This window comes from Paenibacillus cineris (genome assembly GCF_018333335.1).
Taxonomy (GTDB): domain Bacteria; phylum Bacillota; class Bacilli; order Paenibacillales; family Paenibacillaceae; genus Paenibacillus_AQ; species Paenibacillus_AQ favisporus.
On the sequence record NZ_BORU01000002.1, the window covers coordinates 262,720 to 287,296 of the forward strand.

Below are 24,577 nucleotides of genomic sequence, written 5' to 3' on the forward strand. Positions count from 1 at the left end.
GGAGGCGCATGACTTATGCGGTTTATCGATGCACAGCCGGGCGACCCGGTCATCCGCGGCTTGTCCCACCAGCTGGACGAGGATCGCTGCACCCTCCGTTGGCAGTGGCCGGAGGGGATTCAGGCCGTGTACATCGGCAGAGCTTTTGACATTCTTGCGGAGGACGCGGGAGAGGGCGGAGCTTCGGCTCCGTCCGATTCGCCTTCCGACAAGCTGAGGCTGTATACCCGAAACGAATACAAAGCGAACAACGGTTATCACGACCGGATCGAGGGCGTCGGACGCGTCATCTACACCGTCTATGCTTCGGTAACGGAACAAGGCGATGCCGTCCTGTTCCGCCAGCCTGACGGGGCCAATCGTGCCGTCTTCAGCACAGGCAAAGCCCGCGTGACCGTCTCCATCCGCGAGAAGGGCGGATGGCTGCAGAAGTTCAAGACCGTGGAAATCCGGGTGACGACCGAGGTCCCGATCCCGAAGGAAGCGCTCTGCTATGTCAAGAAGCAGGGAAGCTACCCCGCCCACAAGGAAGACGGAACGGTGTATCCGTTCGTCATGGATTTCGCGGCGGGGAAAAACGTGCTGCCCGCCATCGAGGTGGGCAAAAACGACTACGTGCGCCTGTTTTTTACGGACGGGAAGAAGTACGGGCAGCTGTATGAGTTACACTCCATATAAGCACCTCCGGCTTCTGTTGGGTCGCTCCATATAAGCACCTCCGGCTTCTGTTGAAATCGTGTTATTTTGATGAGATAGGAAGGGAATAACACGATTTCAAAGGAAGCACGTAAACTCTCCGGTCCATATATTCCGCTTGGCAGGGGGCAATTTGTGGGTAGACTCAGGATGTTCCATATCGACATGGCAGGGAGCGTTTGTTGGCGAACTCAGGGTGCCAATATTCGCTTGGCTGGGAGCATTGTGGGCTGACCCAGAGGAGAAGGCAGAAGCTGGATAGCTCGAAGATGGCAGGTGCAAGCCGATTCAGGGATCCGGGGCATGCCGTACGGTGCTACCTTGTGGGCAGGAATGTGCGATAAAATATAGAGATTAAACATATGAACTATTAAACTAGTGAAATTAAGGGTTAGAGTGAACGGAATTGGATTCAAGGGCGGATTACTAGCTTTGAGGGGCGAATTACAGGACCAAAAGTGCGAAAGCTTGCGGAATCGACCTGTAAAGTTGCAGAATGGAGTTTGAAGGTTCGAGGTAGAGTTAAACGTTAGATTTGCAGAACAAATAGATTAGCAGAAATAATAGATGACCAGAACGAATAGATGAGCAGGACGTATACATTAAGGGAGCAGTGCTTCGAGAGAAGTGTTAGAAATGCTTAGAGAGAAAGAGTTTAGAGCCTAAGAGTGAGTTTAAAGATTAGGGCTTGGAACTTAATGAGCAGAGATTAGAATTTGCAACCTGGACCATCATAGCGCTAAGGGCAGGCTGGCCTGAACGGCTGAATACCAAAGTAACAGAACTCCATAGGGCATAAACAGAGCGAGGCCCAGGGATAAAATGCTGCCGGAGATGACCCAGCGGAGAGGACGGAATCATTTTGGAGAAGCGGCAGCGGTCGCCTTTGCCTCGGAATTTCCACCTTTAATAGGGTTAATCAAATCAGGAAATTTGGAGGCAACAGCGATCGGAAGAATGATCCGGTATCGGAGCGGGCTTTAGCTTCTCTGCCACGGTTGGAGGAAGCTATTCTCGATGTTTTGCTTCCGCAAAACGTGAGGCATCAGCGCCTCTTCGAGCCAGCTCACGAAAGGTCATCAGCGGCTCTTACGAGCCAGCTCACAATGAGATTACTAGCTGCTCTACGAGCCAGCTATTGAACATAGAAGTACGGGAAAGGGGGAACGACAGCATCATGGGCATTTTTGACAGGTTCAAGAGGAAGCCGGAGCCGGAGCCCCGGCCATTGTTTTACGATATCGTATGTCCGTACTGCTTCAGCAAATTTTCGCCGGAGGAGGTCGTGTTCCGCGCTGCCCACCATCGGGAAGACGACGAGGATTACGCGCTCCGCGAGGATGAGGAGCTGAACCGCTACCGGGAACGCTTCGGCCTGGATTCGGTGTACGACATGGAGGCGATCCTCTATCCGCGGGACATTCCCGAGGAGCATCAGATCTACTCCGATCACGTGCTGATCGGGCTGAACGACCGCTACGGGGTGGTCACGCGCAGACGGCTGTGCCCGAAGTGCCATAACGAACTTCCGGTAACGGCGGGCAAAGTGCCGAGCAACATCATCTCGATCATCGGCGCCTCGCAGGTCGGCAAGTCGGTGTATATGACCTCGCTGATCCATACACTTCAGCATATGACGGCGGACCATTTCAATGCGGCCTGTATGCCGCTGAATGCGGAGATCAGCCGCAAGTTCCGCACGATGTACGAGGAGCCGCTGTTTGAACGAGGGGACCTGCTTGCTTCCACGCAGAAGGAGAAGATGCAGGAGCCGTTTATTTTCCAATTCGTGTTCAAGGACGAGACGAAGCCGCCACTCACGCTGGTGTTCTTCGATGTGGCCGGTGAGGGCATGGTCGACGAAGATTACCTCGGCCTGCACGGGCAGCACATCAAAAACTCCGCGGGCATCCTGTTCATGATCGATCCGCTGCAGATCCGCTCGATCCGCGAGAAGATCCGCCTGAATTTAGGCGACCAGCCGGGCGAATGGGTGTCGCAGTACGATGAGCCGCGGGACGTGGTGCTGACCCTGTTCGGCGACTTTATCGCCTACGAGGACAAGGGCAAAACCGACATACCGACAGCGGTGGTGCTGACCAAGAGCGATATGCTCCACTCGCTGAAGGATGAGGACGGCGAGTACGTGAAGCCGAACAGCAACATTTTTAACAACATGGTGCACCGCAAATATTTGAATCTGACCGAGTTCGAAAATATTGACGGAGAAATCCGCCGCTTCATCGAAAAGGTCGATCGGCCGTTTAAGGGGACGATGGACGTGTACTTTTCCAATACGGCTTATTTCGCGGTGTCTGCGCTGGGCAGCAATCCGGTGGGGCAGAAGCTGCAGAGCGTGGTCAGCCCAATCCGGGTGGATGAGCCCTTTATCTGGCTGCTGTACAAGCTGAAATACATTGAGGGGAGAGAAGACTAGTGCCTGATTTCACTCCCAAAAAGGTTCAGCAGCAAATGTATACCCGCGAACGGCGCGGGATTTTCCGCTCTACCGAAGGGTTTGATACGATCGCCAGATCGCTGGGGCTGGAGCATGGTTTTATTAAAAAGGTGCTGCATCCGTTCTGCCAATACGACGCACCGGCGGAGCTGACCGCACGGAGCGAGAAGGAAGCAGACGCTTATCCGGATGCCCTGCATCTGTTTCGGGCCGAGACCGGGGAAACGGTTCTAGGGCGAAGCGTGTACCAGCCGGCGGATTTTACCGGGCTGCGCAGCGCCTTTTTTACCCATAACTATGTACTCCCACCGGGTTGGATGGAGCAGACGGGTACAGATTACCGCAGGCTGCTGAACGCCCAGTTTGCCGATCATTACGACATTGAGCTGGGCCCGGACCTCCCCGAACTGGGGGATTTGCCGGTGGCGAAAGACGGGCAGAATCTAGCGGCGGCCGAGGTCATGGCGCTCCTGGAAGAGCTGCATATTGACGAGAAGGTGTTCAAACAGCTGCTGTTTGCAGCCATGTCGTCGGTATCGGGCAAAAAGAAGGTATACATCGTCTTGGACGTTCCGGTGGAGCAGTTGTCCGTCAAGGCGCGCGAACTGCTGCATGTGCTGTATGGCAGCCTGCCTTACGCGCTGCGCAGCGAGCTTGGTTTTCTGACGTATGCCAAAGAGCCGCAGAGCAAAAAGGGCATCCACCTGAACTTCGTGGAAAAAGGGGGCCTGCGCCTCGGCGACCGCAGCGTAGAGAAGGATTATTTGTTTGAGCTGGCGGCGGGCCGTGTCATCAACGTGGACTTGGACTGGTCCAAGCAGCCGTATCTGGATTTTGCCTGGGCGAATCTTCGGAATCCTGAACGGTTGGAGGATTTTTATGCTTTTGCCGACCAAATGATGGAGGGCATGGAGCCGATCCGGCGGATTTCGGTTGCGGGCTACCATGAGCTTTGCGTGCTGTACCAGATCGATCAGGGACGGGAAGAGCTGTATACTGCGCAACCCGGCACGGTGCTTCGCTGCATCCTTGATTATCTGTCCACACCTGGGGCAATTCATGCCAAAGCCCGGCTGAATCAGCTGTTCTTGACGCGTTTTGACAAGGAGCTGGATCGGGTGAAGCTGGGCGAGGTGCCAGGAACGGACATCATCGAAAGCATCAAGGATTACTATGCCGTCGACGGCAAAAATTTTGGCCTACGCATCGTGGAGTATTTCATCCGTACGATCAACAATGCGCTGTCGCAGCAGCGTGAGGATATTGCGCAAGCCGCGTACGGCATGCTGGAGAGCACACCGGCTTTGAGCCGCACTTTCTTCGCCCGTGTGCTGAGCAGCCCAGGGCTGCCCGCCCTGCTGTTCGAGCCTTACATAGAAAACAGGCTGAAACAGGCAGCGACAGCCAGCGATCTGGTCGAGCTCGCCGGCGTCTGGGTGCAGAATCACCCGATCGTGCTGGAGAACGCGGTGTTCACCAAGCTTGCGGAAACGCAGCTGATGGACAAGCTGGGCCGGGAGTCCGATCCGGTCCGCGCCGTGAATGCGGTGATGGACCAGTTGGACGATCTCGAGCGGGATCCGGGCCGCGGACTGGGCCAAATCGAAGGCGGGTCACGGTTTGTCGACCGGCTGGTGTATGCGGCCAATCTCTTTTTGCTGAAGGATCTGGATTTGGAGCGTCTTTCGAGAGAGCAGCTGCTGGATATTGGATTTCTGCGGGAGCCGAAGGAATTAAGATCGTGGGTATCCCGATTCGATGCCCGCATCCGCTCCAAAGCGAACGTCATGCTGGCGCTCTATCAATGGTTCGGTACGGACCATCCGAAAAGGGAGGACGTGCTGGACGGATTGTCCTTTGCCGAGCGGGACCAGGTGCAGTATATCGGCCGCGGCTGGCTGCAGCGGGAAGTGAAGCCGGAGGTGTTCGAGTGGATTACTCTGGCCTTCTGCCAGGACGTGGAGACCGGCGCGGTGGATTACGGATCCTTGCTGGATTTCGTGTATAAATACGGAGACAGCCCGGAGACGGTGTATGAGTACATCCAATGGTCGGCAGACCAGCCGCTGTTTGTGCGTCCACGCGGCCTGGTTCCTGCGTATGCCGCGGCGATCGTGTCGTTTATGAAAAGAAATGACCCGGGCGCGTTCCGAAACAAAGACAAGGTGAAAAGATACTTTGACTCCGCTCCGCCGGCGCTTCAGCCGGCTTACGCCCGGGCGCGGGCAGAGCTTGCGCCATCGTGGATGAAGTTTTTCAGAAACAACCGCAAATCGATCATGCTCAGCTCGGTGCTGCTGGTCATCGTGATTGCGGCAGGCGTCACGATGCTGACTCTGCAGGCGAACGGCGCCTTCGACCGGAAGGCGGACCCGGTAGACGTCACGAAACCGCCGGTCGCTTCCCAGCCTCCGGCGACGGAGACGGCAACGGAAATTCCGCTGCTTACGGCGGAGCAGGTTAAGAATGGGGAGCAAGGGGAACTGACGGAGCTTACTTTCCACTTCAAGCAGCCGGAGGCCTGCCGGAATTTCAAAGCGGGTGAAGTGACCGTCCTGGACAAGGACGGTAACATCCTGTTTGAGGCGATTGATCCGCAGACGGTCAGCCAGTGCGCGGCGGATTCGGCCGGGGGAACGGATTCCACGTCCGGAGATACGGCAGGCAGCAAGGCAACCGACGGGCAGACCACCGATTCGGCAGGAACGTCAGGCACGGATGCGACGGAAGGCGGCCAGACCGGCGAAACGCCTGGCGGGTCCGATACGGATGCGACGAAGGACGGACAGGCGGATACCGGCGGGTCTTCCGGGAAGACGAACGCCGCGGATGGAACGGCGGGAACGGACTCGAACGGTGGGGGGGCGGACGCCGGTCAGTCGTCTGACAAGGCTGCCGATCCATCGGATGCATCGGCTGGCACTGCCGGCGGAAAAGACGGTACGGTTTCAGGCAGCGGAGACACCAGTAACGGCGGCACCGGGGGAGCGGCGGACAGTTCAGGAACTACGGGAACTACAGGTGCACCAGGTTCCGGTAATACGTTGACGGACGAATACACCAGCACCGTAACCGTGAAGCTGGGCAAGAAGCTGGACATTAGCCAGATTGATAAAGTTAATGCGGCCGGCGGATCGTTTGTCTTGACCGCAAATCCTGGGCAAGGAATCACGGATCAGGAAACCGGCGATACGACCGACGAAAAGGCATCCGGCGATCAGCCGTCGACAGATGGGAAATAAGGATAAATTTCAGTGGCAGGACAGATTGGCCCCATTGATAGAAATTCATAAATGGATAAAAGGAAACCCCTTAATCGCACGAATGGTGCGATTAAGGGGTTTTTTAAGCCTTCATTTGCGGGGAATTCGGGTTGAGCTGCATAAATTCAATGCGGTTTCCATCCGGATCCTTCACCCAACACTGCCAATTGGAGTCTTTGCCCTGCTGGGGCTCCACGTCCAGCGGGACACCATGCCGTTTCAGATGGGCGGCGATTTCTTCGATGCTGTCCACTTCCAGGCACAAATGCGAGAATCCGATGGGGCGTTTCACCGCTTCGGGTTTATTTTCAGCCCCATAAAACAGCTCGATAAACTGGCCCTCACGGACCTTAATATACTCGATCCAGGGGTTGCCATGATCATCCTCAATCGAAAAGGCCTTTTTAAATCCGAGAATGCCGCAGTAAAAATCGATCGATTTGTTCATATCGGCTACATCAAAGGCCAAGTGCCCAATCCCTCTAATCATCCGGTCTACCTCCCGTAGATTGATTTAGAATTCCGATTACGGTATGATTCGTCGTCTGACGGTAACGCTTTCATCTTATCCAATCAAAGCGCTATTGGCAATTTGTATTTTTGAGTATCCATAATGTTCGTTTTTATTGGTGTATTTGTAATATTGAAATGCCTTCAACCTAAATAATTATACTAAAATACGAACGATATTGAACACCGATGTTGACACATTCGTGTTTATCCATTACACTAACTCCTGTAAACGATAAATAACAGATACATTGTTCGTATAACCTCAATGATATGGTTTGAGGGTTTCTACTAGGGGCCGTAAATCCCTGGCTACGAATAGGCTGCTTTGCATACCTATTCTATGCCGGGGATTTTTTTGTTGACCTAACCCATTTCAGGAGGAACATGATGAGTAAATATGATGTCATTGTCGTTGGAGCCGGTCCGGCCGGTATTTTTGCCTGTTATGAATTTGCGTTAAAGGCGCCTCATCTGAAAGTGCTTTTGGTGGATAAAGGACATGATATTTACCGCCGCAGCTGTCCGATTCTGGAGGACAAAATCAAGTTATGTCCGCCCGCCGGCGGCCGTAAGGAGTTTGCCGGCTGCGTACCCGCCTGCTCGATCACAGCGGGCTTTGGCGGAGCCGGAGCTTACAGCGACGGAAAATTTAACATTACAACCGAATTTGGCGGCTGGATGACGGACTATCTGCCACCATCCAAAGTGCTTGAGCTCATCCGTTATGTTGACGAGCTGAACCTGCAGCATGGCGCTACGACGAATATTACCGATCCGACGACGGATGTCATCCGGGGCATCGAGCAGCGCGGTTATGCGGCGGGTCTGAAGCTGCTGCGGGCACAGGTACGGCATCTTGGGACCGAACAGAACCTGGAAATTTTAAAATCGATCTACGAGTTTCTGAACACGCGCATCGACATGATGTTCAAGGCCGAGGTGGAGGACATCCTCACCGTCAAGGAAGACGGCGTCCACACGGTGCAGGGCATCGTCCTGAAGAACGGGGACAGTTACGAGGCGGACCGCATCATCATTGCTCCCGGCCGGGACGGATCAGCCTGGCTGACAAGCATCCTGAAGAAGCGCCGGCTCAAAATGTACAACAACCAGGTCGACGTCGGCGTTCGCGTCGAAACCTCCGATGTGGTGATGTCGGAAATCAATCAGCATCTGTACGAGGGGAAATTCGTCTTTAACACCTCCGTAGGCACTCGGGTCCGCACGTTCTGCAGCAACCCTTCCGGCCACGTCGTGGTCGAGAATCACAGCGGAGCCATGGCGGCCAACGGCCATTCTTTCAAGGATCCGGCGCTGGGCTCGTCCAATACGAACTTTGCGCTGCTCGTTTCACATAAATTTACGGAACCGTTTGATAAGCCGAACGAGTATGCGCGTGAAATATGCAAACGGGCCAACGATTTGTCTAATGGCGGAATCATTGTCCAGAAGTACGGCGATATTTTGCGCGGACGGCGCTCGACCGAAGGGCGGATCCGGGAAGGATTTCTGGAGCCTACCCTGAAGGAGGCTGTACCGGGGGACCTGGGTCTTGTTCTGCCCTACAACACGATGAAAAGCCTGATCGAAATGGTCGAGGCGCTGAACCATGTCACGCCGGGCATCGCTTCGGAGCATACGCTTTTCTATGGCGTCGAAGCCAAGTTCTACTCCGCCCGTCCCAAGCTGTCGGAGACACTGGAGACGGAAATCCGCGGGCTGTACTGCGGCGGTGACGGAGCGGGGATCACACGCGGTCTGGCCCAAGCCGGGGCGGCCGGTGTGTGGATCGCCCGCGGGATTGTGGAGTCGCTGTCCCGGTAAATAACAGCATATAGAAATCGGTGAGATTCCTGCCTGAAGTTTAGGCGGGAATCTTTTTTTCACTCAAAAGGAAGATACCCTGCCTGTCCGCGCCCTAAAATAGAAAAATTTTACTAGTCGGATGTCTTTAATCAGGATAAGATCGATGCAGAACAATTCAGCGTTGAGGCTTGCATCCATTCATAAATATGTAGGAGGAATGAAATTTGCAGGGGTACGGTAAAAGGTGGGTTACCGCCGCGTTGACGCTGTGCATGGCACTTGGTGTGCCTTCGCTGGCTTGGGGTGCAGGGGTCAGAGAGGACTCGGCATGGCTCAGCGTCAGCACTTGGCAGCCGGATGCTGCCGCCAGCACGAAGGGGGATTTGCTCACCGCGGGATGGGTTGGAAACGGCAGGGTGCTGGCCGCAAAGGACGGCAGCGTGCTGGTGTCCGACACGGTGAACCACGTGATATGGAAGGTCAGCGGCACGCAGCGGACTGTTTTTGCGGGAATGCGGTTTGCGGGTTATAAGGGGAACGACAAGCCGCTGGGCGGATTGCTGGATGGGGCTGCGAATACCGCGCTGTTTAATCAGCCGATGGGCATGGATACGGATGCCGCCGGCAATTTGTACGTCGCCGACTCGGGGAACCATGCGATCCGCAAAGTTACCCCTACAGGGCAGGTCAGCACGCTGGCAGGAAACGGAGTGCAGGGGTTCAAGGATGGTACCGGTTCGGCAGCCGCGTTGAATACGCCAGAGGATGTGGCGGTGGCGATGGACGGATCCGTGTACGTTGCCGACACGCTGAATCATGTGATTCGGAAAATCGCCGCAGACGGTACGGTCAACACGCTAACCGGCTCTTCCGACCGTGTAGTAGAGGTCTATTCGGGAGTGGCGGCATTCGCTGGCGACTACAAGGACGGGACGCTGAAGGATGCGCGGTTTAACGAGCCTTCAGGGCTGGCGCTGGACGATGAGGGGAACCTCTACGTCAGTGACTCCGGCAACCAGGTCATTCGCTATATTAATCTGAAAACCGGTATGGTCACGACAGTCGCCAGATCGGTAGCGGGCGATGGCCAAGGGGCGGCATCAGGGAAACTCTACCGGGACGGGGGATACCAAGATGGCGCGGCAGCTTCGGCGAAATTTAATCATCCCGTTGATGTGGCTTGGTCCTCCTCTCAGCATGAGCTGGTCATTGCCGATTCGCTCAACCAGGTTGTGCGAACGTTGAAAGACGGCCAGGTCCATACGCTCGTGGGCTCTTTGCAGGGAGAAGAAGGGAAGGCAGACGGTGTCGAGAGCACCTCTTTGCTTTCTTATCCGCAGGGCGTTGCTGTAAGCCAGGATGGGAGTGTCGGCTGGATTGCCGGAAACGGCTTGCGCCAGTGGAGCTTGTATCGGCAGCCGGATCATAAACCGATGAAACCGGCTGGTGCCGTTTACGTGGCCTATAACGCCAAATGGCTGCAGATCGATACCCGGGTAACCAAAGACGGACAGATGCTGATTCCGCTGCGATCTATCGCTTCCGAGCTTGGACTGAAGCTGGTATCGGCTTCGGCCAAGTCTGCTGTGGTTCAATCGGGAGACCGTATGATTCAGCTGGAGGCCGGCAGCACCGCTCAATCCATCGACGGAAAGCTGTATGTGCCGATCCGGACGCTGACGGACCTGCTGGACAAGGACGTGAAATGGCTGGCTTCGGAGAAAACCGTGGTTATCCGTGATAAATAAAGGAGAGGAGTTGAAGACAACGTGAGACGAGGAAAATTATGTTGGAAAATGGTCAGCTCGACGCTGATTCTGCTTCTTGCAGGCTCGGCGGCTTGGACGACGCAGGCTTCCGCCGACAGCGCACGCAGCATGACCATCAGCCGCATTGACGGACCGGCTTATATCCAGCAGAGCGGGGGAGCACTGCGCATTCAGGCGTATCCGGGAATGCTTTTGCATGAGGGCGACACCCTTGTTACCGAATCCGGCGGCGCGGTGCTGTCCATTCAGGACGAAGGGGACGAAATCACGCTGGCACCGAACAGCGAAATTCGGATCAAGGTGCTGACGGGTGGAGCAGTACAGTCGACGACCAAGCTGGAGCTGATGTCGGGCCAGGCGTATACGAGCGTCCATGATCTGCGTGAGTCCCGGGACGTGTTCGAGATGGATGTGCCCGGGCAGAAGCTGGAGGTCAAAGGAACGCAGTTTTTTGTCATTATCAATCCATTGACAGGTACCCCTGATGTTGTCGCGGGAGCAGGTGTGGTCAAGGTTTCGGGTACGAACCCTCAAAGCTTTGCCGGAAAGGCCGAGTCACCCGTCACTTTATATCCAGCCCAGCAAATCAGCTTAACGCCCGGCGTGGATCCATCCCTTCAAACGCCGACCGGCGTCGATATTTCGGATCTTGTTCATCAGGCTTCACCGGACATCATTAAAGCCATCATCCAAAACAAGGCGCAGATTGACCGGGAGAACCAGGAGCTGATTGAGCAGCAGAAGAAGCAATTGGAACAAGGTCAGTCCAAACCCTTCGGTTCTTCGGCATCAAACGGGTCAAACGACCTCTTTTTGGTAAGCCAACTGGATGACCTTCAAAAAATCCAGCAAAATTTGAATGTCTTGGTCGGCAATGTAGCCAAGGAGGCGAGTAGTCAGGGCAAGATCGAAAAAAGTAAATTGGATCCGTTGATAGAACAGGTGAACCGCGGGATTGACGACCCGAACGGAAAAATTGACCTTGGAAATGTGCGTCCGTTTGATCCGACCGTAGGATTGGACCCGCAACAGGAGGCTAAACGCAAAGAGCAGGAGAAGGTTCAGCAGGAACTGCAAAAAAAGATCCAGGAGCAAATTCAGCAACAGCAGCAGCAGATACAGGAAGTATTGCAGCAGCAACAGATGCAGGATATATTGCTGCAACAGCAGATGCAGCAGCAATTTCAGGCTATGATCGACAATATCCTGAAAACGATCGCCGAATTGCAGCAGGCCAACCAAAAGGCAGCAGAGCAAAGAGCTACGCAGGCCGTGATCCAGTATCAGCAGCAGCTGAGCACTGAAGAGATGAAGCGTTTTGAAGAAGAAGTGCGGCGGCGCAATCAGGAGCGGATTCAAATGGGGGGCCAGCAGCCTGCTGCTCCTACGCAGCCGATTGTCCCTACGCAGCCAAATTCGCCGGGTGGGTCGATGACACCTCCGGTGAAACCGCCAGTGGATCCTCCGGTCGATCCGAAGCCTGTCGAAATTAAAGCTGTTTTCAGCCCGGATTTTCCGGAACAAGTGCCGCTCCATTCTTCACACAAGTTCACGTTTGGATTTAGCAGCGGTCAATCGAATCAAGAAACGAAAGTAAAGGTACGAGTGACGTACTGGTCTAAAACGGACATCAACTTGTCCGAGACGGATTACACCTATTGGTATGGGGAAGATGCTATCAAAGAGGGTCAGCTCAGCCCTGATGGCATTGTCATAACAAAGGAGGCCGGACCAGACGAGGAAGAAGGGGAAGACTTTACCCTGGGCGAACTGAACGGCACGCCGATTACTTTTGAAACCAGGTTGCCGGAGGTCGGCGACTACCAGGTAAAGGTTGAGCTGCTGAAGGATGAAGAGGCTGCCGGCGATCCGCTCGTGACCGTGACCAAAGAGGTCCATGTTTTTGATGGTCTATCAACGGAGGTTAACCCGATAGAGGGCACCGACCTGGATAGAACACTAAGAGTAAAAGCCGGCGCAATCACACCCGAGGCCGTCCTAGGTCTGCAGATCGACCTTAGAAGAGGAAGTGGCGAAGCCTCCGAGGCAGCACCCGGTGCACAATTCATACTGGTGCATAATGGTAAGGAAGTTGCTGAAGGGGAAACGAATAGCGACGGGATTGCTGATGTTTTGCTTCCGCCGCAATTGGCTGCGATAAATTTAGGACTTGTGAATGAAAATGGCCCGACGCCGGATGGAGCGGAATTTACCTTACGGATGGTTGCCCCGGCGGATGAAGGGGATGTGCCTATACCTGGAGAATACACTGCAGAACTGCAGTGGGTAAGACAAACAGGTGACATTGAAAAGTTCATCCCGCTTGGGCAGGCTTTCAAGGTTCACTACACCGTTCCTCCAACTCTCTGATCATTTCAAACAGAGACCATAAACTCCAACCAACCCGGACAGGATCCCTCCTGCCGGGTTGTTTTTTTAAGAGATCAGAAGGTATAAGATTCGGAGCCTCTGCTTCCGAATCTCGCAAGAAAAACTTCCTTTAAACGCGGTCTGTCTTCTTTGAAGGTACGTCGATAGACGTTTTTTTTTATATACCTACCTCTTCTCCCATCTGATACGATGTTGTTGAATTTAATGCTATGAATATTCTGGGGGTGAACCGCTTGAAATTTATGATTGTAGACGATGAGCCGCGGCACCGCCGGGGCATGGCCGGGATGCTGCTGGCGAGCCGTCCCGGCTGCGAAGTGTTTACGGCCGGGGACGGAGCCAAGGCGCTGGAAATGGCCGGCATCGACCGGCCCGAGGTCATATTTACGGATATCCGGATGCCGCAAATGGACGGGCTTACGTTCCTGCGGCGGGCGAATGAAGCCTTGCCTTACAAGCCGCGAATCGTGATGCTGTCCGCGTACAACCTTTTCGAATATGCCCAGGAGGCATTGCGGCAGGGGGCTTTTGATTATTTATTAAAGCCGGTTGATGTCGACAAGCTGGAGGAGGTGCTGGAGCGGCTGGAACACATCTATCGTGAAGAACGTGAGGCACGGGCTCGAACCATAGCACTGGAGCAGCAAATGACGGCAGCTACCTTGGCGCATCAAGGGCGTTTGATGCAGCAGTGGCTGTCCGGCAGCCTGAGCTTGGAGGAGGAACAGAGCTGGCTTTCGGCCGGAGTCATGGATGGTCATGGAGTGGTCATCGTTTCGGAGCTGGAGCCGGCCAGCGGGGCTGGGAGCGGATCTACCACGGAACATTCGGACCGCGGGATGTCATCAGGGTTCCACGCCCCATCACCTGACACTTACACCGAACCCCGCTCCGCCTCTCTGACAACCGATAGGCTGCACCAAGCGCTGAAGCGCGCCTGCTCTGCCTTCGGCAAGGCCTTGACGATCGCCTGGGATGCGGCGGATTGGACTCGGCCGAGATGGGTCACGATCCTTCACACGGGTACAAGCTTTGGTGAAAAGCGGGAAGACATCCGCAGGGGGCTGATGAGCCTACAGGCCGAACTCACCGCTGTGGGGTATTCCGGCAGATGGGTACATGCGATCGGAGAAGAATGCGTTGATCTAGCCGAGGGGGGCCCTCAATCTTACCGGACGGCTCTGGCTGCGCTGCCGTATCTGTTTTACGACCAGCATGGGGCGATCTTGTTTCATGGCGAGCTTCTGCCGGTGCATCCGGTTTTAATGTGCTCTGCCGCAGAACTGCTGGATCTCCTGAATGCCGGCGATACGGAAGGTGCAAAGGAATTGTGCCGTACAGCCGTGACCGCCATGTCGGCTGACGGCATGGCCGAGCCGCAGTCCGTCAAGGACCAAACCTGCCTGCTCCTGCTGAAGCTGGCGGACAGCAAATCAGGGTGGGGGATGAACCCGCTGACGGAAGAAGCCGTACAGCAGATCCGCACCTGTCGGCGGTTTGCGGAGCTGCTGGAGATTTTGGATTCGGTGCTCGAGCAAATGGGCGTCACGCTGAAGGAGCAGAAAAAAAGCAAACGCGAGCTCGTGATCGACAGCTGCCTGGAACTGATGCGTGAGCGGTACATGGAGGATTTATCGCTGGAATCGGTGGCGGAGTCGTTCCGCTTCAACCCGTCTTATTTCAGCACCTTGTTCAAAGAGGCGACAGGCCGTTCTTTCTCGGATGTTCTCATTGAGATCCGGATGCGCAAAGCCGAAGAGCTGCTGCGGGACGGCAGCGGACTAAAGGTGTACGAGATCGCCGAAAGGTGCGGCTTCCGCGATACGAAATACTTTTCCCGTAGCTTCAAAAAGCATGTCGGCGTTACGCCGGAGGCGTACCGTCATTGGGCCGGACAGCAAAAATCAGGGGAGGGAAGGTCCAGATGAAATTCCGCTCCAGGCTTCTGGCCAGCTATGTCGTTCTCATTGCGCTGCCCCTGCTGCTCCTGAGCTTCATCTACTACCGGAACAGCTTGAGCTCGATGCGGGATCAGGCGCAAAACAACGTGCTCGAAATCGTCAAGAAGAGCAATGAAGTCATGGATACGAAGCTGAGGAAGGTAGACCAGGGCAGCTTGGCCTTGTTCGTCGACCGGGACCTTTTTCGGATCTTCAACCAGCTGGATCCTTCCGTCCCGTCGGAGCTGCTGAATGCGGACAGGCAGGTGTCCGCCATTCTGAGCAAGTATTTTACGCAAAATGAGGATGTGTACACGTACCAGCTGTGGACTTCCTATTACAGTTTCGGTTCACAGCGGAATCTTCCGCAGGGGGATCCGACCCGTACGGCGCTGTATCAGGAGGCGGAGAGGGCACATGGCAAAATGGTTTGGTATCCGACCTACGATTTCGTCCAAATGTTCGATCAGCCCTGGCTGCAAAACAGCGATATCGAATACCGGTATATGTTCTCTGCCACCCGCCTGATGGAATTTTCCTATGTCGATAATTCCACGATTGCCAGGCTGCGGCCGAACGTGGAGCGGCCGGTACTGACGATTGGCTTTAAAGCGGACTTTTTCAACTCCCAATTCGAGCAGAGCATTCCGACAGGATCGAGCTATTTGGTGATTGATCCGGATAACAAGGTCGTGGCCAGCTCGAACGCCTCCCAGGTAACCCGAGTGTTCAATGAACAATGGGTGAACGCCATTCGAAAGGCTGGAAGCGGAACGCAGCGATTGGTCCTGGACGGCCAAAAGACGATCCTGTGCTTCGACCGCTCTGCCGTAACCGGCTGGCTCTCGGTGGTCTTGATTCCGGAATCCACGCTCGTCCGCGGCTTTATTCCGACCATCCGCACGTCGACGATCCTGCTGGCTGCGCTCCTGGCATTGATTGCATACTTGTTCGCTTATTTTATCGTCCGCAAAATGACTGGCCCGATCCGGCAGCTCTTCACCGCCATGCGCTCGGTCGGCGAAGGGGACTTTCAGACCCGGGTAGAGGTCAAAACCCATGACGAGTTCGGGGTGCTGCTGCAGCGGTTCAACCGGATGAATTCGCGCATCGAAACGCTGGTGAAGGAAAACTATGAAATCCGGATCAAGGAGAAAGAGGCGGAAATCATGGCGCTCAATATGCAGATGAACCCGCATTTTCTCTACAATACGCTGAACATCATGAACTGGATGGCCATCGAATCGGGACAGAGGGAGCTGAACCGGATGCTCGTCCGCCTGTCCAATATGCTGCATTACACCTCGCGCAAGGACTGGGGAGCCGTAACGGTTGCCGAGGAGCTCGAGTGGATGAAGGACTATTTTTACATTATGGAGGCCCGCTTTGAATCGAAGTTCACGGTTCATTTTGGCATCGCTCCCGAGCTGCTGGACACCCCGGTGCCGAGGCTGCTGTTCCAGCCGTTCGTCGAAAATGCCATTCTCCACGGCTTCGAGCAAATGGAAGAAGGGGGACGCATTGAAGTTACCGGAGAGATCAAGGACGGGACTCGTGTGCTGGTTGTTTCAGATAACGGCCGCGGCATGAGCCGGGAAACGGTTCAGCGGATTTTGTATGCAGAGTCCGCCTCGATCGGCATCAAAAACACGATTTCCCGCATTCGTCTTGCGTATGGGGACGAGTACGGCATCGATATCGAATCCGCTGTAGGCCAGGGAACACGCGTGATCATCACACTGCCCCACTTTTCTAATCAAAGTCCACCATTCCAAAAATAATCCGGTTTTGAAAGCGCTGCCTAAAATCTATAATCAAAGGCAACATAGGCTGCAGCTATGAAATCATCGTAAAGCAGGAGAGGGGTCAAAGTTCATGATGAAAAAACACCGAAAGCCGCTGACGGCAGCGATTGCATTTTTGCTCACGGCAGGATTGCTGCTGAGCGCCTGCACCCGGTCAGAGGAAAGCGGCGGGCCTGCAGCCGGAAGCGCGGACAAGGGGGGAACCCAGGCGGCGGCCGGCGAGCAGATCAAGCTCCGGCTCACCTTATGGGGAGCGCCTAATGAAATTGCCGTAAACAAAAAGGTCATCGCCCGGTTCGAAGCAGAGCATCCCAACGTAAAGGTCGAATTGCAGCAGATTCCTACCGATTACGACACCAAGCTGACGACCATGGTTGCCGGCAACGATGAACCGGACGTGGCGATGATGGAATCGGCGACGATCGCCTTTCCGCTTGCGGAACAGGGGAAATTCCTGAATCTTCAGGATTTCCTGGACAAGGACCCCGAAATTAAGACCGATACGCTGGTTCCAAATATCACCTATTCCTCGGAGCCCGGCAATATTATCGGTATAGCCCCCGGCCCGGAATCGTTTACGCTTTTTTATAACGAAGATGCTTTCAAGGAGGCTGGGTTGACGCCGCCGCCTTCCAAAGTATCGGAAGCGTGGACCTGGGAACAGTTCGTGGATACCGCCAAGAAGCTGACCTTGGACAACAAAGGACGGAATGCGGACGATCCGAATTTTGATCCGAAAAACATTAAGCAATACGGAGTGAACCCCGGCAACTGGTGGGGAGCGTACAGCAGCTTTATTTTTTCAAACGGCGGCGACTTTGTCTCTCCGGACGGCAAAACGTTTGCTTTGAACCAGCCGGAAGCCGTCGAGGCGCTGCAGAATATCGCCGATCTGATTAATAAGTACCACGTTGCTCCGTCACCGCTGCAGGCCAAGAACATCCCGGCAACCAATGTGGCTCTGCAGACAAGAAAAGTGGCGATGGTAATTGACGGACAATGGAATACCAGCACGCTTGCGGAATCGAAGGTTCACTTTAACGTCGGGGTGCTTCCTGTCATGAAAAAGCCGGCGACTACGGTAGTTTGCGCGATGTTTTCCATTTTTAAATCGACCAAGCATCCCCAAGAGTCCTGGGAGCTGCTCAAGGCGCTTATAGACCCAGATGCGTCAATCGAGATGCTGACTTACGGCACCTGGATGCCTTCGCTGAAGGACTGGTATACGGATGATGCCCTGCTGTCGAAATGGGCGGTGAATCAACCTTCCCGGCCATCAGGCTACAAAGATGCGGTTATTGACGTCGTGCTCAATCATAGCCATGCTACGCCTACCGGTTACGTTAAGAACTTCAACAAGATCATGGATATCGTCAATCCTGCCATGGATAACGTATGGCTGGGCAAAACAACGGCCAAGGAGGCGATGGACAGCATCGCGGCCAAAGCTCAGGCACAGGTGCAGGGACGGCGAGACGTAAAATAGGGGGCTTAAAGTACACATGCAGACGAACATTCCGATGAACGCTCCGGTTCCTGTGCGCCGCAAGGCGGGCGTACGGGAACGCAAAGCTCTGTTCTACGGGCTGCTGTTTACGGCTCCGGCGGTACTCGGGTTTATTCTGTTTACCGCCGGTCCCATGATCGCGAGCTTTGTGCTGAGCTTGACCGATTACAACGTATTCAAGGAGTCGGTGTCCTTTATCGGCTTCGGCAATTATGCCCGGCTCTTCTCCGGCCAGGACGAGAGCTTCTACCGCTCGCTTGGCGTCACGTTTTATTTCGTCGTGCTGCGGGTGCCGGCCTGCATCATCATTTCCTTCATTATCGCCCTGCTGCTGAACATGAACATTAAGGCACGCGCCTTGTTCCGGACGATCATTTATCTGCCGAGCATCGTGCCGGCGGTAGCCTCGGCGATGATTTGGATGTGGCTGCTCAACCCGGACCTGGGGCTGATCAACATGATGCTGAAATGGCTTCATCTGCCGACGAGCGACTGGATTTTTTCCGAAAAGAGCGTTATCCCCTCCATCGTGCTGACGACGCTGTGGGGCATCGGAGGGACCGTCATCATTTTTCTGGCGGGCTTGTCCGGCATTCCCAAGCAGTACTACGAGGCGGTTGATGTGGACGGAGGCGGGTGGTACCACAAGCTGCGTCATATAACGATTCCGATGGTGACGCCGACGATCTTTTTCAATGCGGTGATGACCATTATCAGCTCATTCCAGGTGTTTAACGAGGCGTATATTTTGACCCAGGGGGGACCGAACGACAAGAGTTTGTTCTTCGTGTTCTACCTGTGGCGGACCGCGTTCCGGGATACGGAAATGGGTTATGCTTCGGCGCTGGCCTGGGTGCTGTTCGTGATCATTTTGGCATTTACGTTCCTCGTGTTCCGATCGTCGAAATCCTGGGTTCATTACGAAGGAGGCGGGCCGTCATGAGGGAATCCAGACTGAAGCTGGGCGCGGGCTATGTGGCGCTTGGACTGATCTCGCTGCTGTTTATCATCCCGTTTATTTGGCTGATCCGAAGCTCGCTGATGGATTTATCGCAAATCTTCGTGATGCCGCCGGAATGGATTCCGCATCCCTTCCACTGGGACAATTATAAAAGGGCGCTTACGTCCCTCCCGTTTGGCACGTACTTCGTCAATACGCTGGTCATTGTGGCAAGCGTGCTGATCGGAACGGTACTGACGAGCACGATCTCGGCGTTCGGGTTTTCACGGATCCGCTGGAAAGGGCGGGATGCCGTGTTCGCCGTCCTTCTGTCGAGTATGATGCTGCCGGGAGCGGTGACGCTCATCCCGAGCTTTCTCGGCTGGAAGGAGCTTGGGTTCTACGATACGTATTATCCGCTCATCGTGCCTTCCTTTTTCGGAGGCGGGATCTTCAACATCTTTTTGCTGCGGCAATTCTATATGTCGATTCCGAAGGACTTTGACGAAGCGGCATTTGTCGACGGGGCGGGTTACTTTCAAATCTATTGGCGCATCATTCTGCCGCTCAGCCGCTCCGCGGTCATCGTCGTCGCTTTGTTCACCTTCCTGGGCACATGGAACGACTTTATGGGACCGCTCATTTACTTGAAGAGCGACAGCCGCTTCACGCTGGCGCTTGGCCTGCAGATGTTCCAGGGCAGCTACTCGGCCCAGTGGGATTTGCTCATGGCAGCCTCTGCGGTGGTCATCCTCCCGTGCGTGGTCATTTTTTTGCTGGGACAGCGTTATTTTCTGGAAGGAATTACCCTGACGGGGTTGAAAGGATAAGCATCGCAAGAAATTGCATGAAGGGAGAGGGTGCAGGATGACAACGGCTCAATCACAGCAGGGCTGGCAGGGCGTGCCTTTTACTCAAGTGAAGATCCAGGATGAACTGTGGAAGCAGAGGCTGGAGGTATGCAAGCAGGTGACGCTCCGGACCTGTCTGGACAAATGCGAATCGACCGGGCGGATCAGCAATTTCGCCAAAGCGGCCGGACTCATGGAAGGGGAATTTGAGGGGATTTATTTTAACGATTCCGATGTGTACAAGGTGCTTGAAGGCGCGGCATATCTGCTGATGGCGGACCGGGACCCCGAGCTGGAGGCGGAGATCGACCGGATCATCGGCTTGATCGCAGCGGCGCAGGAGCCGGATGGATACCTGACGACGTATTACACGCTCGAAGCCCCGGACCAGAAGTGGACGGATATGGAGAAGCACGAAATGTATAACGGCGGCCACCTGATCGAAGCGGCGGTTGCGTACCACGCGGCTACGGGCAAGCGCACGCTGCTGGACGTGGCCTGCAAGCTGGCTGACCATTACGACAGCCTGTTCGGGCCGGGCAAGCGGCATTGGGTGGAAGGCCATGAGGAGATCGAGCTGGCGCTGATCAAGCTGTATCACGCGACCGGTGAGGAGCGTTATTGGAAGCTCGCCCTGTGGCTGCTCGAGGAGCGGGGGCACGGGCATGGCCATGGTGCGATATGGGACCGCGAGGAGTGGGGACCGGCGTACTGCCAGGACGATGTGCCTGTCCGGGACATCGAGAAGGTGACCGGACACGCCGTCCGTGCGATGTATCTGTACACCGCCATGGCAGATGTGGTGCTGGCCTCCGGAGACCGGACCTACGAAGACGCCCTGCGCAAGGTGTGGGCGCACACGGTCGAACGGAACATGTACATTACCGGAGGCATCGGGCCGTCCCGGCATAATGAAGGGTTCACGAACGACTATGACCTCCCGAACGAGAGCGCTTACTGCGAAACCTGCGCCTCGATCGCGATGGTGTTCTGGAACCACCGGATGAGCCTGCTGTTTGGCGAGGCGAAGTACGCCGACGTCGTGGAACGCGCCATGTACAACGGGGCGTTGGCGGGGATTTCGCTGTCCGGCGACCGTTTCTTCTACGTCAACCCGCTGGCGTCACAGGGCGATCATCACCGGACCGAATGGTTCGACACGTCCTGCTGCCCGACGAATTTGGTGCGGTTTCTGCCTTCGATCGGCGGATACAATTACGCCGTGAACGAGGAAGGCCCCGTCATGCTGCAGTTCGTCGCCGGCACGGCCGATCTGGAACTGAAGGATGGCAGCCGGGTCTTGATGAATACCGTAACCCGCTATCCTTGGGACGGGCATGTGCATGTCGAGGTGGAGCCGGCCCGGGAGGCCGAATTCGCGGTTCGGCTGCGCCTTCCGGGATGGTGCCGCGGGGCGAAGCTGTCCATTAACGGGGAGAGCGTGGCTCCTGCGGATTGGACCATAGACCGGGGATTCCTCGTGCTCAGCCGCCGCTGGCAGCCGGGCGACACGATTGACTACGTGATGGAGATGCCGGTTCAGCAGGTGCACGCGCGGCCGGAGGTCGAGGCCGACCGGGGACGTGTCGCGGTTCAGCGCGGACCGCTGGTGTACTGCCTGGAGCAGGCGGATAACCCGAAACTTGTTTATGACGAGTTTGCGGTCCGGCCGGGCATTTCCTTCGGCATGGAGCAGCGGGAAGAGCTGGGCGGCATCGTTGCGCTCACCGGGTTCGACGGGCAGCAGCAGTACCGCTTCATTCCGTACCATTTGTGGGACAACCGGGAGCCGGGATTTATGCAGGTCTGGCTGAAGGAAGAGGAGGACAGGCGGCTGTATTCGGTGTAGGGTAAAGCGTGTGTATAAGGGCAGTCCGGTGAGCGCAGGTTCACTATGGCGGCGCATGTCAAAGGTTCACCACATGTGCCGGGGGCCGGATAGGATCCGCTTTGCTGTAGCTTTATATGATAGATTGAGGCACCGGGAGAGATCCCGGTGCTTTTTGGCTTGGGGCCCCGAATGGCCCCAAGCATCTGCGCCTGTTTGTGCGGTTTTGTTATCTTGCGCTTATACTTGGGAAGCCTTCCAAGCTCTCACCGGCAGCAGTATACTTAAGCCGAGATATTTCTTGAGGTGGCTGCAGCCCTGCAGGATATCCCTTGGTCAACGATTTTTTACAAATGGATAGGGGGAAGTAAGAGGATGCTTACAACGATTGAACCTAATATTCTCTACTTTGGTACGCCTGTAGTTCTGATCAGCACTTTGAATGAGGACGGTTCGGCCAATTTAGCCCCGATGTCTTCGGCCTGGTGGCTGAATCAGTCCTGCATGCTCGGCATGAGCGGCAAATCGAAGACGGTCCAAAACATCAAACGTGAGCGCGAGTGCGTGCTGAATCTGCCGTCGGCCGATCTGGTCAGTCAAGTGGATCGCCTGGCGCTGACGACAGGGGTGAACCCCGTCCCTGATCACAAGGCGGAGATGGGCTACCGGTACGAACCGGATAAATTCGGTCTTTCCGGGTTTACGCAAGTCCCGTCGGACCTGGTAAAAGCGCCGCGGGCCGGGGAGTGCCCGGTTCAATTGGAGGCGGAGCTGGTGCAGATCCACTCCTTTGAGGAGCCGAGCTCCATCGCGGCGATGGAGATGAAGATCAAGCGGATCCACATCGACGAGGAGCTGCTGATGGGGGAGAAAAACTACATCAACCCCGAGCGGTGGAACCCGCTGATCATGAGCTTTTGCGAGTTTTTCGGCCTCGGTCGCAAGCTGCACCCGTCGAGACTGGCGGAGCCGTTTATGGCGAAAAACTATGAGAAGTAATCTATACAACAAACAGCGTTAGCAGGTCTGTTGAAGGGAGCATCGGATGGATTCCGGTGCTTTTTTGTTTCGAGTGTGCCTTTGAAGGGTGGCAATTCGTGGGCAGGCGAGACTGACTTCCCCAAGCTACCTAATTTCTTCCCCACTACTATCCACTACCACTGTGCTGTAATCTTCCTTATTACTCTATCTCCTATCACTTTCCCCTGACCACTTTCCGTTCCAACAATGTCCGCAAACTCCTCCACCCATTCCAACTCCAAACTCATTGTTATATGCCGTGTAACCGCACAATAGAACCGTCGGAAAATAATTTACTAAAAATCCGGATAAATAGAAAAATATTTTCTTAAAAGCGTTTACATAAACCTGTGGTTTTGATAGTCTATGAATCAAGAAGCAATCATACATCATTTACCGGAGGAGTGAGGACGAATTGGAGAACAAGCTGAAGTATGATGTGGTGGTTATGGGCGGCGGTATTTCCGGCTCGATGGCTGCGGTGGCGGCCGCAAGCTCGGGGGCCAAGACGCTGATCGTGGAGTCGCACGGGTTTCTCGGTGGTACGCTGACGGCGAACGGCGTCGGACCGATGATGACCTTCCATGCGGGGGATAAGCTGGCGATCCGGGGCTTTACCGACCAGCTGATCGAACGGCTGAAGCGGCAGGGGAAGTCGCCGGGGCATATTTTTGACACGGTCGGCTTTACGTATTCGGTAACCCCCTTCGACGCCGAGGCGATGAAGCATGAACTGGAGCTGATGGTGACCGAGAGCGGCGGAGAGATTTTGTACCACACGATGCTCGCCGGCGTGAAGGCGGAAGACGGACGCATCGTCAGCATCAAGGTGTGCAACAAGTCGGGCCTGACCGACATTGAGGCATCCGTGTTTATTGACGGAACTGGGGACGGGGACCTTTCCGTAGGCGCCGGAGCGGAGTTCACGAAAGGCCGGGAGTCCGACGGGGCAATGCAGCCAATGACGTTGAAAATGAAAATGTACAACGTGAACATCCCCAAAGTGAAGGAGTACATCCATGCGCATCCGGAGGATTTTCCGCTATACAACGGCGACACCTCCATCATCGAGAAGGCGCCGCGTCTGTCGGTCGGCGGCTTTGACAGCTTGTTCCGGAAGGCGAAGGAGCGCGGCGAAATTTCGATCCAGCGCGAAAACGTGCTGTTCTTCGAAACGAACAATCCGGGCGAGGTCATTCTGAACACAACCCGGATATTGGGCCACGATCCGACCGATGCGTTCAGCCTCAGCCTGGCCGAGATGGAAGGACGGAAGCAGTGCCGCGAGCTGGAGCTGTTTGTCCGCAAATACATTCCGGGCTTCGAGAACGCAGTTGTGGAGTCCACCGGTCCGAACATCGGGGTGCGCAGCTCCCGCCAGATCAAAGGGGTGTACACGCTGACCGCCGAGGACCTGCTGGAACAGAAGCTTTTTGACGATACCATTGCCCATTCCGGCTATCCGATCGACATTCACAGCCCGGACGGGGAAGGGACGAAGCATCAGAAGCTGGAGTGGGGCGGCATGTACAGCATTCCGTACTCCTGCATGATCACGAATTCTGTGAAAAATCTGATCGTCATCGGCCGCTGCATTTCGGCGACGTTTGAAGCGCAGGCGGCCATGCGAACGACCCCGACGACAGGGGCGATCGGCCATGCGGGGGGCGTGGCTGCGGCATACGCGGCCAAACATGGCGTTAACGTGCAGGATGTGGACATCAAAGCAGTGCAGGCTCAGCTCAAAGCGCAAGGGGCCCATTTGGAAATATAGCCCATGAATTATTAAG

The 24,577-nt window shown here is 55.3% G+C and carries 15 protein-coding genes and 1 riboswitch; of the genes, 14 read left to right on the plus strand and 1 reads right to left on the minus strand.

Annotated features, from left to right (window positions below; translation table 11 throughout):
- Positions 1-15 precede the first annotated feature (15 nt).
- The 3 genes from KI379_RS22020 to KI379_RS22030 all read left to right on the plus strand — a co-directional run bounded on the left by KI379_RS22020 (position 16) and on the right by KI379_RS22030 (position 6,396).
- On the plus strand, positions 16-678 hold the full coding sequence (locus tag KI379_RS22020) for a beta-mannanase (protein WP_212984921.1): 663 nt from the start codon (positions 16-18) through the stop codon (positions 676-678).
- Between the two features lie 1,195 nt (positions 679-1,873).
- Positions 1,874-3,133: a hypothetical protein gene (locus KI379_RS22025; protein WP_076172999.1), complete on the plus strand. Its 1,260-nt coding sequence runs from the start codon at positions 1,874-1,876 to the stop codon at positions 3,131-3,133.
- Complete coding sequence (locus tag KI379_RS22030) at positions 3,133-6,396, plus strand: GAP1-N2 domain-containing protein (protein ID WP_212984922.1); 3,264 nt, start codon at positions 3,133-3,135, stop codon at positions 6,394-6,396. Before KI379_RS22025 ends, KI379_RS22030 begins: the two co-directional genes overlap by 1 nt.
- A 103-nt stretch (positions 6,397-6,499) precedes the next feature.
- Here the strand turns inward: KI379_RS22030 and KI379_RS22035 are convergent, their stop codons facing one another.
- Positions 6,500-6,907 (minus strand): VOC family protein, encoded by a 408-nt coding sequence (locus KI379_RS22035; protein WP_076172997.1) that lies wholly within the window; start codon positions 6,905-6,907, stop codon positions 6,500-6,502.
- Positions 6,908-7,162: 255 nt separating this feature from the next.
- Positions 7,163-7,262: riboswitch (purine riboswitch) on the plus strand.
- A 55-nt stretch (positions 7,263-7,317) separates the two neighbouring features.
- On the opposite strand from KI379_RS22035, the gene KI379_RS22040 reads away from it, so the two are divergent.
- The 11 genes from KI379_RS22040 to KI379_RS22090 all read left to right on the plus strand — a co-directional run bounded on the left by KI379_RS22040 (position 7,318) and on the right by KI379_RS22090 (position 24,561).
- A complete protein-coding gene (locus KI379_RS22040) occupies positions 7,318-8,754 on the plus strand; it encodes an NAD(P)/FAD-dependent oxidoreductase (RefSeq protein WP_212985143.1) in 1,437 nt (478 codons plus the stop codon).
- Positions 8,755-8,960: 206 nt separating this feature from the next.
- Positions 8,961-10,484, plus strand: a complete 1,524-nt coding sequence (locus KI379_RS22045) for a copper amine oxidase (protein WP_212984923.1) — start codon at positions 8,961-8,963, stop codon at positions 10,482-10,484.
- A 21-nt stretch (positions 10,485-10,505) separates the two neighbouring features.
- Complete coding sequence (locus KI379_RS22050) at positions 10,506-12,875, plus strand: FecR domain-containing protein (RefSeq protein ID WP_212984924.1); 2,370 nt, start codon at positions 10,506-10,508, stop codon at positions 12,873-12,875.
- Positions 12,876-13,138: 263 nt separating this feature from the next.
- Positions 13,139-14,824, plus strand: coding sequence for a response regulator (locus KI379_RS22055; protein WP_244879420.1), 1,686 nt, complete (start codon positions 13,139-13,141; stop codon positions 14,822-14,824).
- Positions 14,821-16,617: a sensor histidine kinase gene (locus tag KI379_RS22060; protein ID WP_212984926.1), complete on the plus strand. Its 1,797-nt coding sequence runs from the start codon at positions 14,821-14,823 to the stop codon at positions 16,615-16,617. The genes KI379_RS22055 and KI379_RS22060 overlap by 4 nt, the downstream gene beginning before the upstream one ends.
- Positions 16,618-16,711: 94 nt before the next feature.
- A complete protein-coding gene (locus KI379_RS22065; protein WP_076172991.1) occupies positions 16,712-18,127 on the plus strand; it encodes an ABC transporter substrate-binding protein in 1,416 nt (471 codons plus the stop codon).
- Positions 18,128-18,143: 16 nt separating this feature from the next.
- Complete coding sequence (locus tag KI379_RS22070) at positions 18,144-19,091, plus strand: carbohydrate ABC transporter permease (RefSeq protein WP_373309604.1); 948 nt, start codon at positions 18,144-18,146, stop codon at positions 19,089-19,091.
- Positions 19,088-19,918 carry a carbohydrate ABC transporter permease gene (locus tag KI379_RS22075; protein ID WP_212984927.1) on the plus strand — a complete coding sequence of 277 codons (831 nt, stop codon included), beginning with the start codon at positions 19,088-19,090 and terminating at the stop codon, positions 19,916-19,918. Before KI379_RS22070 ends, KI379_RS22075 begins: the two co-directional genes overlap by 4 nt.
- Positions 19,919-19,955: 37 nt before the next feature.
- Positions 19,956-21,788: a glycoside hydrolase family 127 protein gene (locus KI379_RS22080; RefSeq protein WP_212984928.1), complete on the plus strand. Its 1,833-nt coding sequence runs from the start codon at positions 19,956-19,958 to the stop codon at positions 21,786-21,788.
- Between the two features lie 354 nt (positions 21,789-22,142).
- Positions 22,143-22,766: a flavin reductase family protein gene (locus KI379_RS22085; protein WP_076172988.1), complete on the plus strand. Its 624-nt coding sequence runs from the start codon at positions 22,143-22,145 to the stop codon at positions 22,764-22,766.
- 436 nt (positions 22,767-23,202) lie between these two features.
- Positions 23,203-24,561, plus strand: a complete 1,359-nt coding sequence (locus tag KI379_RS22090; RefSeq protein ID WP_234489547.1) for an FAD-dependent oxidoreductase — start codon at positions 23,203-23,205, stop codon at positions 24,559-24,561.
- Positions 24,562-24,577: the final 16 nt, after the last annotated feature.

Bases quoted from the DNA above. Each gene is read 5' to 3' on its own strand.
- KI379_RS22075 (WP_212984927.1), top strand. From the start codon at position 19,088: ATGAGGGAATCCAGACTGAAGCTGGGCGCGGGCTATGTGGCGCTTGGA.
- KI379_RS22080 (WP_212984928.1), top strand. From the start codon at position 19,956: ATGACAACGGCTCAATCACAGCAGGGCTGGCAGGGCGTGCCTTTTACT.
- KI379_RS22035 (WP_076172997.1), bottom strand. From the start codon at position 6,907: ATGATTAGAGGGATTGGGCACTTGGCCTTTGATGTAGCCGATATGAAC.
- KI379_RS22055 (WP_244879420.1), top strand. From the start codon at position 13,139: ATGATTGTAGACGATGAGCCGCGGCACCGCCGGGGCATGGCCGGGATG.
- KI379_RS22085 (WP_076172988.1), top strand. From the start codon at position 22,143: ATGCTTACAACGATTGAACCTAATATTCTCTACTTTGGTACGCCTGTA.
- KI379_RS22065 (WP_076172991.1), top strand. From the start codon at position 16,712: ATGATGAAAAAACACCGAAAGCCGCTGACGGCAGCGATTGCATTTTTG.
- KI379_RS22070 (WP_373309604.1), top strand. From the start codon at position 18,144: ATGCAGACGAACATTCCGATGAACGCTCCGGTTCCTGTGCGCCGCAAG.
- KI379_RS22060 (WP_212984926.1), top strand. From the start codon at position 14,821: ATGAAATTCCGCTCCAGGCTTCTGGCCAGCTATGTCGTTCTCATTGCG.
- KI379_RS22025 (WP_076172999.1), top strand. From the start codon at position 1,874: ATGGGCATTTTTGACAGGTTCAAGAGGAAGCCGGAGCCGGAGCCCCGG.
- KI379_RS22020 (WP_212984921.1), top strand. From the start codon at position 16: ATGCGGTTTATCGATGCACAGCCGGGCGACCCGGTCATCCGCGGCTTG.
- KI379_RS22040 (WP_212985143.1), top strand. From the start codon at position 7,318: ATGAGTAAATATGATGTCATTGTCGTTGGAGCCGGTCCGGCCGGTATT.